The organism is Lysinibacillus zambalensis, from assembly GCF_040183165.1.
Taxonomy (GTDB): domain Bacteria; phylum Bacillota; class Bacilli; order Bacillales_A; family Planococcaceae; genus Lysinibacillus; species Lysinibacillus zambalensis.
Genome location: NZ_JBEGDG010000009.1, coordinates 179,795 through 194,145, shown reverse-complemented (window position 1 = coordinate 194,145; position 14,351 = coordinate 179,795). Strand labels below are relative to the sequence as shown.

Here is a 14,351-nt window from a genome sequence, read left to right as displayed (position 1 = left end):
TCTCTGTTCGCTCGACTTGCATGTATTAGGCACGCCGCCAGCGTTCGTCCTGAGCCAGGATCAAACTCTCCATAAAAGAAATTTGATTAGCTCAAATTGTTTTGCTGGCATCATGTTTGATGTCCAAAATTTTGTTTCGTTCACCAACTCAAGGTTAGTTACTAAAAACTTTATTGATTACGTTTTGCTTGTTCAGTTTTCAAGGTTCATTTTTTAATTTACTGTGTCACCTCTTGGCGACTTATACATAATAACATCGATTATTCATGAAAGTCAACACTATATCATAAGTTTTTTTAAGACTTTATTTTTTCGTATCATTTATGCCTCGGCATAATCGCGTCCAGAGGCCTTAACTCCTGTAGCTGACGCTTTGCTTTCGCTACCAAAACATTTGTAGCTGACGTTTCACTTTCGCTACCAAAACATTTGTAGCTGACGTTTCACTTTCGCTACCAAAACATTTGCTGAAAGAAGTTAAAAATTTAGAAACGAGGTTGTTATGATGATTCGTAAAACGTTGATTTCTCTGATTTTCATCGTAATATTGTTTGTCTTTATAAAGCCGATAAATTCTACTATGATCTCTGTATTCAACATCGCCGATGCTCCAGCAGTTGTAACAAAAGGACATTATGGCACATCACTTGTTGTCGAAATTTCTTTCTCTGATGAAGCCCTGCTGGACTGGCTTAAAACTGTAAAAGAACCTTATCCGCTTCTTTTGTTAGATGCTGAGTGGATTAAACGTTCACCTGAGCACATAAAAGTCATTCAAGAACGCAAGCTACCTACAGGATTATTAGGACCTGAGGATTCCTTGGATAAGCCAGTTGATCTTGCCGCCGTTCAAAAAGATATTAATATTTACGAAAAGCATTTACAAGAAACCCCACTTTGGTTTGCAACACGAAATCACCAGTATTCGCAGGATTTACAAAATAACTTATTTCAACAACAAATGAATATACTTTCTCCCTCCCTAATATGGACAGGTGAAAAGACACCTAAATTACAAAAGGGAGATTTTGTTTTTCTATCTTTACACCAAAATAATAAAGTCTCGATTAAAGAGCTCAATACATTCCTACAACAAAATAAATTTATGTCGATTGAGGAAAATATATTCGGCTATAAAGTTCAAACTAAAAAATCACCATAAAGTGATACTTTAAGTCAGCGGGGCTATCTTCATCCCCACTAGTCTTCCCAAAAGGACAGTTGATCTCTCAAATACCTTTACTTTCGCAAAATTACTATTTGTTAATACAGGATAAAAAAGAAGTTGCCTCCACGAATTATAGAGGCAACTTCTTTTTTTATGAATTATGCTTTTTTAGCTTGTTCACGACGTGCTTTACGGCGTGCTTCTAATTTTTGACGATCTTCTTCGGATTTTGCATTATATTTTGGTAATACTAATAGTTGATAAGCATTTACAGCGAGTAGTGGGAATAGTAATAGTGCAACATATTCGTTAATATTTTCATCTCGACCCATTAAAGCAATTGTCCATTCTAGTGTTGTAACAACAATCATAAAAAATAATGCCGAAATGAAAACGTGTTTTTTTCCAGTTAATTTTACTTTTTGAATAGCTGTTGCTATAGCACCGAATATTAATAAAATTAACAAACCACTATAGAACACCCAGCTTTGCCCATCTTTCACACCAGGTATAAAGCGGAAGAATATAATATCAAAAATAGTAATAGCAATTAATACCAGCTGCACCCAATTCCATAATGTAAGTGTTCTAAAAATATTAACACCTACTTGATGAAGCGTTAAATAAGCAAAAAAGCCTGCCTGTGCAATAACACTCATTGTAAATCCTAAGAAAACCATCCATAAAAGCCCGGCCAAAAATTCTCCCCAGTGACCGTTTGCAATATATGGTTGGAAGAAGTCCCATCGAATAAACAAACTGCAAATTCCGTTGACTGCGCCCCCAACAAGCATTGCAAAGAAGAAAAACTTAGCCCAATTTCGTATCGTCACAACTAAAAGTCCCCCAATTTCTTATGTATATCTGTACTTATTTTAACAATGCATTGTTAAAAAAGCTATTTCTCATCTTAACCAATACATAAAGTCATCATAAATGTGAACAATAATTGAAAGAGTCTATCTATAAGAAAGGACTGATTATTCATGCGAAAATTCTTCTTACTACTAATTCTAATGCTGTTTCTTTCTGCCTGTTCACAAGAGAAAGCCTCTACCATGTCCTATGAAGAAATAAAAAAAATAATGATCGACTCTTTACAAACCGAGGATGGTAAAAAGGCGCTGCGAAAGCTTTTAGAGGAACCAAGTTTCCGTGAATTATTGGTTTTGGAACATGATGAAGTGAAGAAAGCTACTGAGGCTACCTTGCTTTCCAAAGAAGCAGAAGACTTTTGGAAAAAAACTTTCGAAGATCCAAAATTTAAAGAAACCGTAGCTAAAAGTATGCAGAAGCAACAACAGGATATTATGAAGGAATTAATAAAAGACCCCACTTTCCAAAAAGATATGGAGGCCTTCTTTGGCCAGCCAGATATGCAAAAGCAGTTAGAGACTATTCTAAAATCCTCCAATATGAGAAAAGAAGTGGAAACTGTCGTCAAGGAAACGATTGAAAGTCCACTTATGCAAGCAAAATGGCAGGAGCTTATTAGGAAAAGTGGTGGCGAGACAGGTAAGGCTGGCGCTGGCGATAAAAAAGAAGCTAGTGGCGGTGGAGAAGATAGTGAACAAAAAGGCCCTCAGTAATCACTTATATGTAAAAACGGATTTCCTCCATTGTTTGAGGAAATCCGTTTTCATTATTTATTTAATTTATTAATGATGTTCGTCGCAATGTCTAAATAGATTTGACCTGTTGTGTGTTTTTCAGCATAAACAGAAGGTGCAAAATCTTCTTCTGACCAATCAGGTTGACCAAGAGGAATTTGACCAAGTAGCTCTGTACGTAGCTCTTCTGCTAACTTTGGTCCTCCACCTTGACCGAATACGAATTCACGGTCACCTGATTTCGATTCATACCATGCCATATTTTCAATAACACCTAAAATTTCATGGTCTGTTTGTAAAGCCATTGCACCTGCACGAGCTGCAACAAACGCTGCCGTCGGATGTGGTGTTGTTACGACAATTTCTTTTGATGAAGGGAGCATTTGGTGAATATCTAATGCAACGTCACCTGTACCTGGTGGTAAATCCAATAGTAGATAGTCTAGCTCGCCCCATTCTACATCACGGAAGAACTGATCTAACACTTTACCTAACATTGGTCCACGCCATACAATCGGTGCGTTATTTTCAACAAAGAAGCCCATTGAAATCATTTTCACACCTAAACGATCAACAGGGAAGATTCGATTGTCCACCACTTTAGGCATATCTGTCACGCCCATCATATCAGGTACACTGAAACCATAAATATCAGCATCAATTAAACCAACCTTCTTACCTAGACGAGCTAATGCAACAGCTAAGTTAACTGATACTGTAGATTTCCCTACCCCACCTTTACCAGAGGCAATTGAAATAACTTGTACTGTGCTAAGCGGAGATAGAATATCTTGTGCTTCAGCTTCAGTTGCTACACCACGGAAGCTCTGTAGTTTTTCTGCTGACAGCTCTTCGAAACGAATTCCAACTGTATTTGCACCCGCTTCTTTTAAAACTTCAACAATTTTCATTTGTAGCTGTAATTGTTCAGGTGTATTTGTTTTAGCAATCGCAATTTTTACACTCACATGATTCTTCTCTTCTTTTATTGTTACGTTTGTAATACCGTCTGTTTCAGCGAATGATTTATGTAAAAATGGATCTTGTAGTTGTCCTAGTATTTCTCGTACTTGTTGTTCATTTATCACGACGAACACTCCCCTTATATTATCTCAATGTTAGTATATCATAATGATTTGATTTCCGTTGTGTTGTTGCTCTATTCAATTTTTGCTAATAAATACTCTTCTATACCTTCAACAATGGCATCTCCCATTTTTTCTTGGTATTTCTTATCTATTAATAGTGCACGTTCCTCATCATTACTTATAAATCCTGTTTCTACTAGTGCAGCAGGTACCTCAGCTTTTTTCAGTAAATATATTTGTTTTATCGACATTGCTTCTCGATCTGTATTTTTCAAATTAGTACGAATGGAATCTTGAATACTCTTTGCTAAAAATTCACTTTCAGCATGTCCTTCTTGATGATAAAACACCTGTGCTCCACGCCATTTTGTTTCAGGAATGGCATTTGCATGAATTGTAATAAAAATATCCGGTTTTTCTTTTTCTACTATGTCTTTTCTTAAAAAGATGTCCTGCTTTTTTCGTTCTCTCAAAGTTCCAAACTTTTCTGAGGACGCATGCTCATCGATTACATCACCATCTTTTGTTCGTGTCATTACGACTGTTGCGCCTTTTTTCTTTAATTGCTTCTCAACATGCTGAGCAATTGCAAGTGTAATCTCCTTTTCAATTACTTCACCCTTCGAAGCACCTCCATCTTGACCTCCGTGTCCCGCATCAATGACAATTTTTATGCCACCAAGTGGGTCCGGTAAGAAGAAGTTACGGTTCGAAGCATTCGTTTCATATGCCACGACCACTATACTCATTAGCATAATTACTCCTAGTGCAAGCCAGCGCTTCACCCATATCCACCACCCTTTTATATTTAGTGTACGAAGTTAGTGATTGAACTATGCTAGAAAGTAAAAAAACTCTTTAAGTAATTAAAAAGGAACTCTTAACCTACTTTTTGCGGGTTTTTGTTTATCAAAAGAAGTTAAAATTGAGTGTTTGATTAGTAGCGGAAGAACTTTTTGGGTAATGATAAAACGGCATTAATCCATTTGTACTCTAAGGACTAACGCCGTTAATTTCTTATTTTAGTGTAAATTCAGGTTTAAACTTACCTGTATAAGGTTCATGCTCAACAAATACTGTTATATCCTTACCATCTTTATCCTTCCCAGTTCTTTGATACGTAAATTTCTTATTATTTAACTCGGTAATTTCGAGTACAGCCCCATATTTATTGTCGCCCATTGAAACATGGGCTCTTATTTTATTTCCATCGATAACATTAAAGTACCCATAGTCACCACGACTTTCACCTGTTTCAGGATTGAAAAATTCGTATTTATTCGTATTAGCATCATATTTCGCTAGGCTAATGAAATTTCTATTATATTGTGTTACATCATTCTTGTTTACATCTAATACAACGCTTCCTTGCCAAAGCGTATCAGCTAAGATTTTATCTCCATCCACATCCTTAACAACAGTGCCCGTCGAATTATTTAAAGCTTTAGCTGATTCAGTAAATGTTAGCTTTTTTTCCTTATAAGGGACATGCTCAACGAAGACCTCTACATCTTTACCATTTGCATCTTTACCCATTTTTTTATACGTAAACATATCATTTTTTATCTTAGTAATCTCTTCAATTGCTTGGTAATTTTTCGTTTCTGAAATCAATATTCTATGCTTTCCGTCATTCGTAAAAAAGAAAATCCCTTTATCGTCAATACTTCCAGCTGTATTTGGATCGAAGAATTCATAGCGTCCTGATTCAGCATCATATTTCGCAAGGGCCATTAAATTAGAATTCTCCGCTGTTACATCATTATTATTTTTATCGTAAACTTTTGAAGCTTGCCAGTTCGTACTACTAAGAATGGTGGCATTTGCTTGACCTTCTGTCATTTCCAGCTGTCTCTGATCTTCAGTTTCCCCTGTTTTTACTTCCTCTGTTTTTTTTACGTCAGTTTTATTCTGACATGCACCAAGAAGTGCCATTGCTGCAAGTGATACTATTAGTAGCTTTTTCATCTATTGACCTCCACTTTCAGAATAAACAACTTAAAAGTAGTATCCGCCATTTCTATATAAATTACACATCATAATTGCTACTAGCATTAGCCAATAAAAGTGCCTCAAGGCTTCTTGCAATACTTGAAGTTCACTAAGAACCCAGGTATAGCATTTTCCAAACAAAAAAACCCTTTCTCGAAAATATTCGAGAAAGGGTTTGGAAACGTTGATATACGTAATATTAACGTTTTGAGAACTGAGGTGCACGACGAGCGCCGCGTAGACCTGGTTTTTTACGTTCTTTCATGCGTGAATCACGAGTAAGTAATCCAGCAGATTTTAATGCAGCACGGAAATCTGGGTCTACTTGAAGTAGAGCACGTGCGATACCGTGACGTACTGCACCAGCTTGACCAGTGTATCCACCACCGTTAACGTTTACGTGGATGTCATAGCTTCCTGTAGTTTCAGTAGCTACTAATGGTTGTTTAATTACTTCACGTAATGCAGCGAATGGTACGTATTCTTCGATTTCACGTTTGTTGATAACAATTTTACCTGTACCTGGTACTAAACGTACGCGAGCTACAGAGCTTTTACGGCGACCAGTGCCGATGTATTGAACTTGTGCCAAAGTAATATCCTCCTCTTAATTTATATTATCCGCGAAGCTCGTATGCTTCTGGTTTTTGTGCAGCGTGTGGGTGCTCTGTTCCAGTGTAAACGTTTAGTTTACCGAACATTTTGCGACCTAAAGAGTTTTTAGGAAGCATCCCTTTAATTGCTAATTCGATCATTCTTGTTGGGTACTTGTCTAGCATTTCACCAGCAGTACGAGTTTTTAATCCACCTGCAAATTGAGTATGGTGACGGTAAAGTTTACCCTCTAATTTGTTACCAGTTAAATGGATTTTGTCAGCGTTGATGATGATTACGTGATCACCTGTGTCAACGTTTGGTGTGAATGTTGGTTTATGTTTACCACGTAAGATAGCAGCTACTTCAGAAGCTAAACGTCCAAGAGTTTGGCCTTCTGCATCAACTACTAGCCATTTACGGTCTACTTCGTGACCTTTAGCCATGAATGTTGTACGCATGTATATATCCTCCTAATCGATTCGATTACCGTTATTTTTCATTAAACTACACTATAAGTTTTCGGGGCTTATTTGTGGTGGTAATGAAAATACCATCTGTTATCATATAATGAATGACTTTTAAAGTCAAGCAATTTCAATAAACACCTGGAGAAGTTGTTCAGATTTATTGATTGGTTAAATTAGGGCTTTTATGAGCCTTCATTTTTAAAATATAATGATATTTCGCGTCAAAAATTTCACAACATTCACCAGTTGTTCTTTTTAATAACTGTCATAAAAGCTGGAGATGACAGTTATTAAAACGTATGCAATTACGCCAAGGCGAAATTGATATAGGTTGATTGAAGTGGAGACTGGGCGACTCCTTGGGGATCAGCGATAGAGGAAACTAGGCTAAAAGCATCACATCCTGTGATAACGCCTTCGTGACCAACATCGGTGCTGCTGCCGCTTCGCTTTCGCGCAAAAAACATCTGTTGGCCCGAGACCCTGCTGCGCAGCGGATGTTTTCCGTGTGAAAGCGTAGTGCTAACGAAGCGGCTCATCGGACGCCCCCAGGAAGCTCTGCTCTGCGCGAAAGCGAAGCGTCAGCGGCAAAGCGCCCAGTCGGAACGGAAATCAACCTCACGTTATGGTGGGAGCCTTTAATAGAAGACTTTCTCGAGATATAGACCTTGTGGAGGTGCAGTTTTGCCTGCTTGATCGCGATTCATAGATTTAACGACTAACTCCACGTTCTCAATGTCACGACGTCCTATACCAACTTCCCAAAGCGTGCCTGCGATAATACGGACCATATTATATAAGAAGCCATTTCCTTCAATCACCATATGTAGCTCCTCACCATACCATTCAAATCGTAGCGTAGACACTGTGCGTACTTTATCTTTGACACTTGTATTGGCTGCACAAAAGCATGAAAAATCATGTGTACCGATAATAGCCTTTGCCGCCTCCTGCATTGCCTCAACATTTGGCTTCACACCATTTGTCTCTACTGTATAATGTCTGCGGAATGGGCTTTGTACGGGCTCACATGTCCATATATATCGGTACCGCTTCCCTTTTACACTGTAGCGAGCATGAAAATCAGCAGCTACTTCTTCAATCGACATTACTCGAATATCTCTTGGCAGTTGAACGTTTAATGCTTTCATGTATTTATCTACTGGAATCGCGAGTGGTGAATCAAAATGCAATGTTTGACCTGTTGCATGCACTCTTGCATCTGTACGTCCACTAGCTGTTACCTTGATCTTTTCTCCTTTATGCATAATGGCTAGAACACGTTCAAGCTCTGCCTGTACTGTACGCTCTCCAGGCTGTACTTGGTAACCAGAAAATTGCGTTCCATCATAACTTATAATTGCTTTTAATCTTCGCATAAAGATTACTCCTTTTAACTTCTATAGAAGAATAGTAATACGGCCATTGCTACTAATAACATAAGTGCAAATGTATCACTCATATCCCACTTTAGCTTGCGATATCTCGTACGCCCTTCGCCTCCACGGTAGCCTCTTACTTCCATAGCTGTTGCTAAATCTTCAGCTCGTTTAAAAGCACTTACAAAGAGAGGTACCAATAATGGCACAACCGCTTTAATACGATCCTTAATTGGCCCTGAAGATAAATCCGAACCACGTGCCATTTGTGCTTTCATAATTTTATCTGTTTCATCCATTAACGTTGGGATAAAGCGCAATGAAATAGACATCATTAGAGCTAACTCATGTACTGGCACTTTCACCGCTTTTAATGGATTTAGCAGCACTTCAATGCCATCCGTAATGGAAATCGGTGACGTTGTAAGTGTTAAGATAGATGTCATAAACACTAGAACTAGAAAACGTATCGAAATAAATATCCCTTGTCGGATACCTTCTTCATAAATAGTGATAAACTTCCACTCAAATACAAGGGCGCCTTCTTTCGTCATAAATATATGAATTAAGAAGGTAAACGCCATTAAAAAAAGTACTGGCTTTAGACCGTTAATTAAAAAATACAATCGAATCCGTGACACTAGTACAATGAGTAAGGTAAACGCTAATAGAAAAGCATATGTCACAGTATTGTTTGCTAAAAAAACAATAATGATGAATGCAAACACAAATATAAGCTTTGACCGTGGATCGAGCTTATGAACTGGAGAATTCCCTGGAAGAAAGCGTCCAAATATCATTTTCTCCATCATGACTGTCCACGCTCCTCTCTTAGAACCCGAGCAATTTCAATTGCTAACTCTTCTTCAGTTAAGCATATCTTTGAGAATGATTTGTTTATCATTTTTTCAATTTTTTGTTGAAATCGTACGATACGAGGTGGTTCTAAGCGGAAATTCTTTAATGTCTCTACATCTTTAAAAATTTCTTGAGGTTTGCCACTTAGTACATTTTTCCCTTCATGCATAATGACAATACTATCTGCATAACGAGCTGCGTCCTCCATACTATGCGTAACGAGTATCGTTGTTAGGCCACGTTCCTTGTGTAGATTATAAAACATATCCATAATCTCTTTTTGACCGCGTGGATCAAGCCCTGCAGTTGGTTCATCTAAAACAATCACTTCAGGTTCCATCGCCAAAACACCAGCAATTGCTACCCTGCGCATTTGTCCACCTGATAAATCAAAAGGTGATTTTTCAAGTACGTCCCCTGGTAAGCCTACTAAGCCTACTAGCTCCTTTGCTCGTGCTTCTGCCTCTTGCTCCGAAACACCAAAGTTCATAGGACCAAACATAATATCCTTTAATACAGTTTCTTCAAATAGCTGATGCTCCGGGAATTGAAACACAATGCCAACCTTTTGACGTACTGCCTTTAAATCCTTGGCCTTTTTTCCAGCTACAACAATACGATCCCCGATATGTACTTCTCCAGATGTTGGTTTTAGAAGTGCATTAAAATGTTGAAGAATTGTCGATTTGCCGGAACCCGTATGTCCGATAATTGCCTGGTACGTATGTGAAGGAATTTCAAAATCCACATCAAATAAAGCACGTTTTTCAAAAGGTGTACCCTGTGAATAAGCATAACTTACTTGTTGAAGTTTGATGTCCATAAATCATTCACCAACTCTTCTTCTGTCATATGTTGTCCCATTAATGGAACACCTTCCTTTTGCAATAGCTTTGATAACTTCATGGCAAATGGCAAGTCTAATCCAAACTCAACTAGCTTGTCTCCCAGTGTGAAAATTTCAGCAGGTGTACCCTCAGCAAATTTCTTACCGTCATTCATAAAGAGAACACGGTCTGCAAGCATAGCTTCTTCTAAATCATGCGTAATAGATAGTACCGTTAACCCTGTTTCAGCACGTAAAGTTTGAACTGTTTGTAGTACCTCAATACGGCCTTGTGGATCTAGCATAGAAGTAGCTTCATCAAGAATAAGGAGCTTAGGTTTCAACGCGAGTGCGCCTGCAATGGCAACACGCTGCTTTTGCCCACCCGATAAATGATGTGGCTCATGATCTAAAAAGTTATTCATTTTTACTTGGTCGAGTGCTGCATGGACACGTTCTACCATCTCTTCAAACGGTACTCCGTTATTTTCAAGAGCAAAAGCAACATCATCCTGCACTGTCGCTCCAACAAATTGATTGTCTGGATTTTGAAAAACCATGCCCATTTGTGAACGGCTTTCCCATAAGTTTTCTTCACTCAATGGTTGCCGTAAAATACGGACATCCCCTTGCTGTGGGTAAAGCAAACCATTCATAAGCTTTGCAATAGTGGATTTACCGGAACCGTTATGGCCAACAATGGCAATCCATTCACCTTCCTGTACCGCAAAGCTTACATTTTCGACAGCATTACGACTTTCTTTTTCTTCTGGTGTATATGAAAATGTCACATTATTTAATGATAAAATTTCTGGCATTTCTAGAACTCCTCTCTACATGCTCAGCTCTACTAACTAACTTACACTTTTTTATGTATGATTTCTACTACAATCAGTATGTCGATAAAAGAAAAGTGCTAAATCACTTTCTATTCTTTTGTCTGCCCCCTATAAGTGTACGTATAATTTTAAGGTTATCTTTCAAGAATACATCATATATTGGAACGAGCCACCCTAATCGTCCCGGTGACTACTATTATAAAATCAGCCTATAAAAAAAAGCACCATTAAATTGGCGCTATCTCTTACTTCCCTAAAAAATAAAAAAGCGCGCACCTCATTCGATAGAAATGCGCTAGTCGTTACATTTTCAAGAAACACGGGTGCTCAAGCCCTTGTTCCCTCTGAATGAGGTGCGGAGAGCTAAACGAGACGCCACACAACAGTGTCCGCTCATCATAACGCTCAGCTTAATTATTTGTCGTATAAATCGTTTATAAAGAAAGAGGGTGGTGATTCCACCCTCTTCACCACTTGTTTTCTCTTATGATTAAACTAATTCAATCACAACAACAGGTGCACCGTCACCACGACGAGGACCTACTTTAAGAATACGAGTGTAACCACCTTGACGTTCTGCATAACGTGGTGCAACATCATCAAATAACTTTTGCAGTGCAAATGAAGTTGTTTCGTTACCTTCAGCATCAGTAGTTGTTACTAGTTCACGACGGATGAATGCAGCAGCTTGACGGCGTGCGTGTAAATCTCCGCGTTTACCTAAAGTAATCATTTTTTCAACAGCTTTACGTACTTCTTTAGCGCGAGCCTCAGTAGTTTCGATACGCTCGTTGATGATTAAATCAGTAGCTAAGTCACGTAACATCGCTTTACGTTGAGAACTTGTACGACCAAGTTTTCTGTAACCCATGGATGTTTCCCTCCTTTATAAAAAATTATCTGATCTTGTAAGTTTTGTTTAAATCGCTTAGTCTTCTTTGCGTAACCCTAAACCAAGCTCTTCTAACTTCGCTTTTACTTCTTCAAGTGACTTACGTCCAAGGTTACGAACTTTCATCATGTCGTCTTCTGACTTATTCGCAAGTTCTAGTACTGTATTAATACCAGCGCGTTTTAAGCAGTTATAAGAACGAACAGAAAGATCAAGTTCTTCGATAGTCATCTCTAAAACTTTTTCTTTTTGATCTTCTTCTTTTTCGACCATGATTTCAGCAGTTTGTGCCTCATCTGTCATGCCAACGAAGATGTTTAGATGCTCGGTTAAAATTTTTGCTCCGAGCGAAATCGCCTCTTTCGGACCGATGCTACCATCTGTCCACACATCAAGAGAAAGTTTATCGTAGTCAGAAGACTGACCTACACGAGTATTTTCCACTTGGAAATTGACGCGTGATACTGGAGTGTAAATAGAGTCGATCGGGATCACGCCGATAGGAAGATCCTCACGTTTGTTTTGATCAGCAGGAGTGTAACCACGGCCGCGTTGAGCGTACATACGCATACGTAAATGACCGTTTTTAGCGATTGTTGCAATATATAGATCCGGGTTTAAAATTTCTACATCACTGTCATGTGTAATGTCAGCAGCTGTAACTGTACCATCGCCTTTTACATCAATCTCAATAACTTTTTCTTCGTCAGAGTAGATTTTAAGAGCTAGTTTTTTCACGTTCAAAATAATTGAAGCTACATCCTCTACAACGCCTTCTACAGTTGAGAATTCGTGAAGAACACCGTCAATTTGAATTGAAGTGACAGCAGCTCCTGGTAATGAAGACAGAAGGATACGACGTAAAGAATTACCCAAAGTGTTTCCATATCCGCGTTCAAGCGGTTCTACAACAAACTTTCCATATTTGGAATCTTCGCTGATCTCCACCGTTTCAATCTTTGGTTTTTCAATTTCGATCATTTTATTTACCCTCCTTCAAAACATCGAATGTATAGGTTCTTTCCATCATAGATTCGATCGTCATTGACGTATCGTTTATTATCTGCACAAGACAGTCTGTACAAAAAATGATGTTCTCATACAATATGAGACGCACCCATTACACGCGACGACGTTTTGGCGGACGGCAACCATTATGAGGAACTGGAGTAACGTCTTTAATAGCAGTTACATCTAAACCAGCAGCTTGAAGTGCACGAATTGCAGCTTCACGACCTGCACCAGGACCTTTAACAGTTACTTCCAACGTTTTCAGACCATGTTCAAGGGATGCTTTAGCAGCAGTTTCTGCAGCCATTTGAGCAGCGAATGGTGTAGATTTACGTGAACCACGGAAACCAAGAGCACCAGCACTTGACCAAGATACAGCGTTACCTTGCATATCTGTAATCGTTACGATTGTATTGTTAAATGTAGAACGAATGTGTGCAATACCAGATTCGATATTCTTTTTCACACGACGTTTACGAGTTTGTTGTTTACGAGCCATGTTAAGAAGGAACCTCCTTTACTTATTATTTTTTCTTGTTCGCTACAGTTTTACGAGGACCTTTACGCGTACGCGCATTGTTCTTCGTATTTTGACCACGAACAGGTAAACCACGACGGTGACGGATACCACGGAATGAACCGATTTCCATCAGACGTTTGATATTTAATGAAGTTTCGCGACGTAAGTCACCTTCAAGTTTGTAAGAGTCTAATTGTTCACGGATTTTGTTTAACTCATCTTCAGTTAAGTCGCGTACGCGTGTATCTTCTGAAATACCTGCGTCTGCTAATACTTTCTGAGCTGTAGTTTTACCAATACCGTAAATGTAAGTTAATGAAATTACCACGCGTTTGTCGCGAGGAATATCAACACCAGCAATACGTGCCATGTACGTTGTGCACCTCCTTTAGAATTAACCTTGTTTTTGTTTGTGTTTAGGATTTTCACAGATTACCATTACTTTACCGCGTCGGCGAATTACTTTACATTTTTCGCAGATCGGTTTCACAGATGGTCTCACTTTCATCTAACCTAACCTCCTTAGTAGTCCGGAGCGCAAAAGATTATTTAAAACGGTATGTGATACGACCGCGAGTTAAATCATAAGGAGATAACTCGATAGTAACCTTATCTCCAGGTAGAATGCGGATAAAGTGCATACGAATCTTACCAGAAACGTGTGCTAGAATCACATGTCCATTTTCTAATTCTACCTTAAACATCGCGTTTGGCAAAGTCTCAACAACTGTCCCTTCGACTTCAATTACATCATCTTTCGCCATCTACTCTGTCTCCTCTCTATATGCAAATTAAAGTTCTCATCGTTACATCAAACGGATATCTGCTGCAACTATAGAAGCAACCTCGTTTCAACATATGTTTGGATTGTATGAGAGATGTTTGAAAGACGCTCGTCTGGTTTCGCTTCACACAATCCACGGAATATACAGAACCATTTAGGGCACTGAACCTCCCATGTTTACACGAATACCGGAATGTCTTTGATGAGATATTCATACCCGTTACACAGATGCTTCCACGAAACCCATTATACTCTTTCAAAAGTCATGTTGCACTTTTTAAAAGAAATATATACCGGGCACAATATGCTTTTGCAACTCT

Annotated in this window: 18 protein-coding genes, 1 rRNA gene and 1 pseudogene; 2 read left to right on the top strand and 18 right to left on the bottom strand. The window is 38.6% G+C overall.

Features of this window, described 5'->3' with window-relative positions:
• Positions 1–76: ribosomal RNA gene (locus ABNX05_RS14025) — 16S ribosomal RNA — on the bottom strand; the annotation flags it as partial.
• A gap of 426 nt (positions 77–502) precedes the next feature.
• On the opposite strand from ABNX05_RS14025, the gene ABNX05_RS14020 reads away from it, so the two are divergent.
• The gene (locus tag ABNX05_RS14020) at positions 503–1,162 is read left to right on the top strand and encodes a hypothetical protein (RefSeq protein ID WP_349660279.1); all 660 of its coding nucleotides are present in this window, start codon (positions 503–505) and stop codon (positions 1,160–1,162) included.
• A gap of 164 nt (positions 1,163–1,326) precedes the next feature.
• Here the strand turns inward: ABNX05_RS14020 and ABNX05_RS14015 are convergent, their stop codons facing one another.
• Positions 1,327–2,001 (bottom strand): KinB-signaling pathway activation protein, encoded by a 675-nt coding sequence (locus ABNX05_RS14015; protein ID WP_349660278.1) that lies wholly within the window; start codon positions 1,999–2,001, stop codon positions 1,327–1,329.
• Positions 2,002–2,154: 153 nt separating this feature from the next.
• On the opposite strand from ABNX05_RS14015, the gene gerD reads away from it, so the two are divergent.
• Complete coding sequence (gene gerD, locus ABNX05_RS14010; RefSeq protein WP_349660277.1) at positions 2,155–2,757, top strand: spore germination lipoprotein GerD; 603 nt, start codon at positions 2,155–2,157, stop codon at positions 2,755–2,757.
• A 53-nt stretch (positions 2,758–2,810) separates the two neighbouring features.
• Here gerD and ABNX05_RS14005 read toward each other — a convergent pair whose 3' ends face one another.
• The 16 genes and pseudogenes from ABNX05_RS14005 to ABNX05_RS13930 form a co-directional block, all read right to left on the bottom strand.
• Positions 2,811–3,866, bottom strand: a complete 1,056-nt coding sequence (locus tag ABNX05_RS14005) for a P-loop NTPase (protein WP_349660276.1) — start codon at positions 3,864–3,866, stop codon at positions 2,811–2,813.
• 71 nt (positions 3,867–3,937) lie between these two features.
• Positions 3,938–4,651 (bottom strand): N-acetylmuramoyl-L-alanine amidase, encoded by a 714-nt coding sequence (locus ABNX05_RS14000; protein WP_197142500.1) that lies wholly within the window; start codon positions 4,649–4,651, stop codon positions 3,938–3,940.
• A gap of 232 nt (positions 4,652–4,883) precedes the next feature.
• Positions 4,884–5,834, bottom strand: coding sequence for a DUF4822 domain-containing protein (locus ABNX05_RS13995; protein ID WP_349660275.1), 951 nt, complete (start codon positions 5,832–5,834; stop codon positions 4,884–4,886).
• 223 nt (positions 5,835–6,057) lie between these two features.
• On the bottom strand, positions 6,058–6,450 hold the full coding sequence (gene rpsI, locus ABNX05_RS13990; protein ID WP_004233744.1) for a 30S ribosomal protein S9: 393 nt from the start codon (positions 6,448–6,450) through the stop codon (positions 6,058–6,060).
• 25 nt (positions 6,451–6,475) lie between these two features.
• Positions 6,476–6,913: a 50S ribosomal protein L13 gene (gene rplM / locus ABNX05_RS13985; RefSeq protein WP_053596074.1), complete on the bottom strand. Its 438-nt coding sequence runs from the start codon at positions 6,911–6,913 to the stop codon at positions 6,476–6,478.
• A gap of 647 nt (positions 6,914–7,560) precedes the next feature.
• Complete coding sequence (gene truA, locus ABNX05_RS13980) at positions 7,561–8,301, bottom strand: tRNA pseudouridine(38-40) synthase TruA (RefSeq protein ID WP_349660274.1); 741 nt, start codon at positions 8,299–8,301, stop codon at positions 7,561–7,563.
• Positions 8,302–8,315: 14 nt separating this feature from the next.
• Positions 8,316–9,113 (bottom strand): energy-coupling factor transporter transmembrane component T family protein, encoded by a 798-nt coding sequence (locus tag ABNX05_RS13975; protein ID WP_349660273.1) that lies wholly within the window; start codon positions 9,111–9,113, stop codon positions 8,316–8,318.
• Positions 9,110–9,982, bottom strand: a complete 873-nt coding sequence (locus tag ABNX05_RS13970) for an energy-coupling factor ABC transporter ATP-binding protein (RefSeq protein ID WP_349660272.1) — start codon at positions 9,980–9,982, stop codon at positions 9,110–9,112. Before ABNX05_RS13970 ends, ABNX05_RS13975 begins: the two co-directional genes overlap by 4 nt.
• Positions 9,958–10,803, bottom strand: coding sequence for an energy-coupling factor ABC transporter ATP-binding protein (locus ABNX05_RS13965; RefSeq protein ID WP_349660271.1), 846 nt, complete (start codon positions 10,801–10,803; stop codon positions 9,958–9,960). Before ABNX05_RS13965 ends, ABNX05_RS13970 begins: the two co-directional genes overlap by 25 nt.
• Before the next feature lie 511 nt (positions 10,804–11,314).
• Positions 11,315–11,695 carry a 50S ribosomal protein L17 gene (gene rplQ / locus ABNX05_RS13960; protein WP_012296051.1) on the bottom strand — a complete coding sequence of 127 codons (381 nt, stop codon included), beginning with the start codon at positions 11,693–11,695 and terminating at the stop codon, positions 11,315–11,317.
• Between the two features lie 57 nt (positions 11,696–11,752).
• Positions 11,753–12,697: a DNA-directed RNA polymerase subunit alpha gene (locus ABNX05_RS13955; RefSeq protein WP_004233733.1), complete on the bottom strand. Its 945-nt coding sequence runs from the start codon at positions 12,695–12,697 to the stop codon at positions 11,753–11,755.
• Positions 12,698–12,836: 139 nt separating this feature from the next.
• A complete protein-coding gene (gene rpsK, locus ABNX05_RS13950; protein WP_053482801.1) occupies positions 12,837–13,226 on the bottom strand; it encodes a 30S ribosomal protein S11 in 390 nt (129 codons plus the stop codon).
• Positions 13,227–13,251: 25 nt separating this feature from the next.
• Positions 13,252–13,617 carry a 30S ribosomal protein S13 gene (rpsM, locus tag ABNX05_RS13945; protein ID WP_049662875.1) on the bottom strand — a complete coding sequence of 122 codons (366 nt, stop codon included), beginning with the start codon at positions 13,615–13,617 and terminating at the stop codon, positions 13,252–13,254.
• A 24-nt stretch (positions 13,618–13,641) separates the two neighbouring features.
• Positions 13,642–13,755: a 50S ribosomal protein L36 gene (gene rpmJ / locus ABNX05_RS13940; protein ID WP_000868344.1), complete on the bottom strand. Its 114-nt coding sequence runs from the start codon at positions 13,753–13,755 to the stop codon at positions 13,642–13,644.
• A gap of 37 nt (positions 13,756–13,792) precedes the next feature.
• A complete protein-coding gene (gene infA, locus ABNX05_RS13935) occupies positions 13,793–14,011 on the bottom strand; it encodes a translation initiation factor IF-1 (RefSeq protein WP_004233690.1) in 219 nt (72 codons plus the stop codon).
• Between the two features lie 86 nt (positions 14,012–14,097).
• Positions 14,098–14,175 (bottom strand): annotated as a pseudogene (locus ABNX05_RS13930) (type I methionyl aminopeptidase); the annotation flags it as partial.
• Positions 14,176–14,351: the final 176 nt, after the last annotated feature.

What these genes read in the sequence shown, in the direction of transcription:
- ABNX05_RS14020 (WP_349660279.1), top strand. Translation starts at nt 503, where the DNA reads ATGATGATTCGTAAAACGTTGATTTCTCTGATTTTCATCGTAATATTG.
- gerD (WP_349660277.1), top strand. Translation starts at nt 2,155, where the DNA reads ATGCGAAAATTCTTCTTACTACTAATTCTAATGCTGTTTCTTTCTGCC.
- ABNX05_RS13995 (WP_349660275.1), bottom strand. Translation starts at nt 5,834, where the DNA reads ATGAAAAAGCTACTAATAGTATCACTTGCAGCAATGGCACTTCTTGGT.
- rplM (WP_053596074.1), bottom strand. Translation starts at nt 6,913, where the DNA reads ATGCGTACAACATTCATGGCTAAAGGTCACGAAGTAGACCGTAAATGG.
- rpsM (WP_049662875.1), bottom strand. Translation starts at nt 13,617, where the DNA reads ATGGCACGTATTGCTGGTGTTGATATTCCTCGCGACAAACGCGTGGTA.
- infA (WP_004233690.1), bottom strand. Translation starts at nt 14,011, where the DNA reads ATGGCGAAAGATGATGTAATTGAAGTCGAAGGGACAGTTGTTGAGACT.
- ABNX05_RS13975 (WP_349660273.1), bottom strand. Translation starts at nt 9,113, where the DNA reads ATGATGGAGAAAATGATATTTGGACGCTTTCTTCCAGGGAATTCTCCA.
- ABNX05_RS13955 (WP_004233733.1), bottom strand. Translation starts at nt 12,697, where the DNA reads ATGATCGAAATTGAAAAACCAAAGATTGAAACGGTGGAGATCAGCGAA.
- ABNX05_RS13970 (WP_349660272.1), bottom strand. Translation starts at nt 9,982, where the DNA reads ATGGACATCAAACTTCAACAAGTAAGTTATGCTTATTCACAGGGTACA.
- rplQ (WP_012296051.1), bottom strand. Translation starts at nt 11,695, where the DNA reads ATGGGTTACAGAAAACTTGGTCGTACAAGTTCTCAACGTAAAGCGATG.
- rpmJ (WP_000868344.1), bottom strand. Translation starts at nt 13,755, where the DNA reads ATGAAAGTGAGACCATCTGTGAAACCGATCTGCGAAAAATGTAAAGTA.
- truA (WP_349660274.1), bottom strand. Translation starts at nt 8,301, where the DNA reads ATGCGAAGATTAAAAGCAATTATAAGTTATGATGGAACGCAATTTTCT.
- ABNX05_RS13965 (WP_349660271.1), bottom strand. Translation starts at nt 10,803, where the DNA reads ATGCCAGAAATTTTATCATTAAATAATGTGACATTTTCATATACACCA.
- rpsK (WP_053482801.1), bottom strand. Translation starts at nt 13,226, where the DNA reads ATGGCTCGTAAACAACAAACTCGTAAACGTCGTGTGAAAAAGAATATC.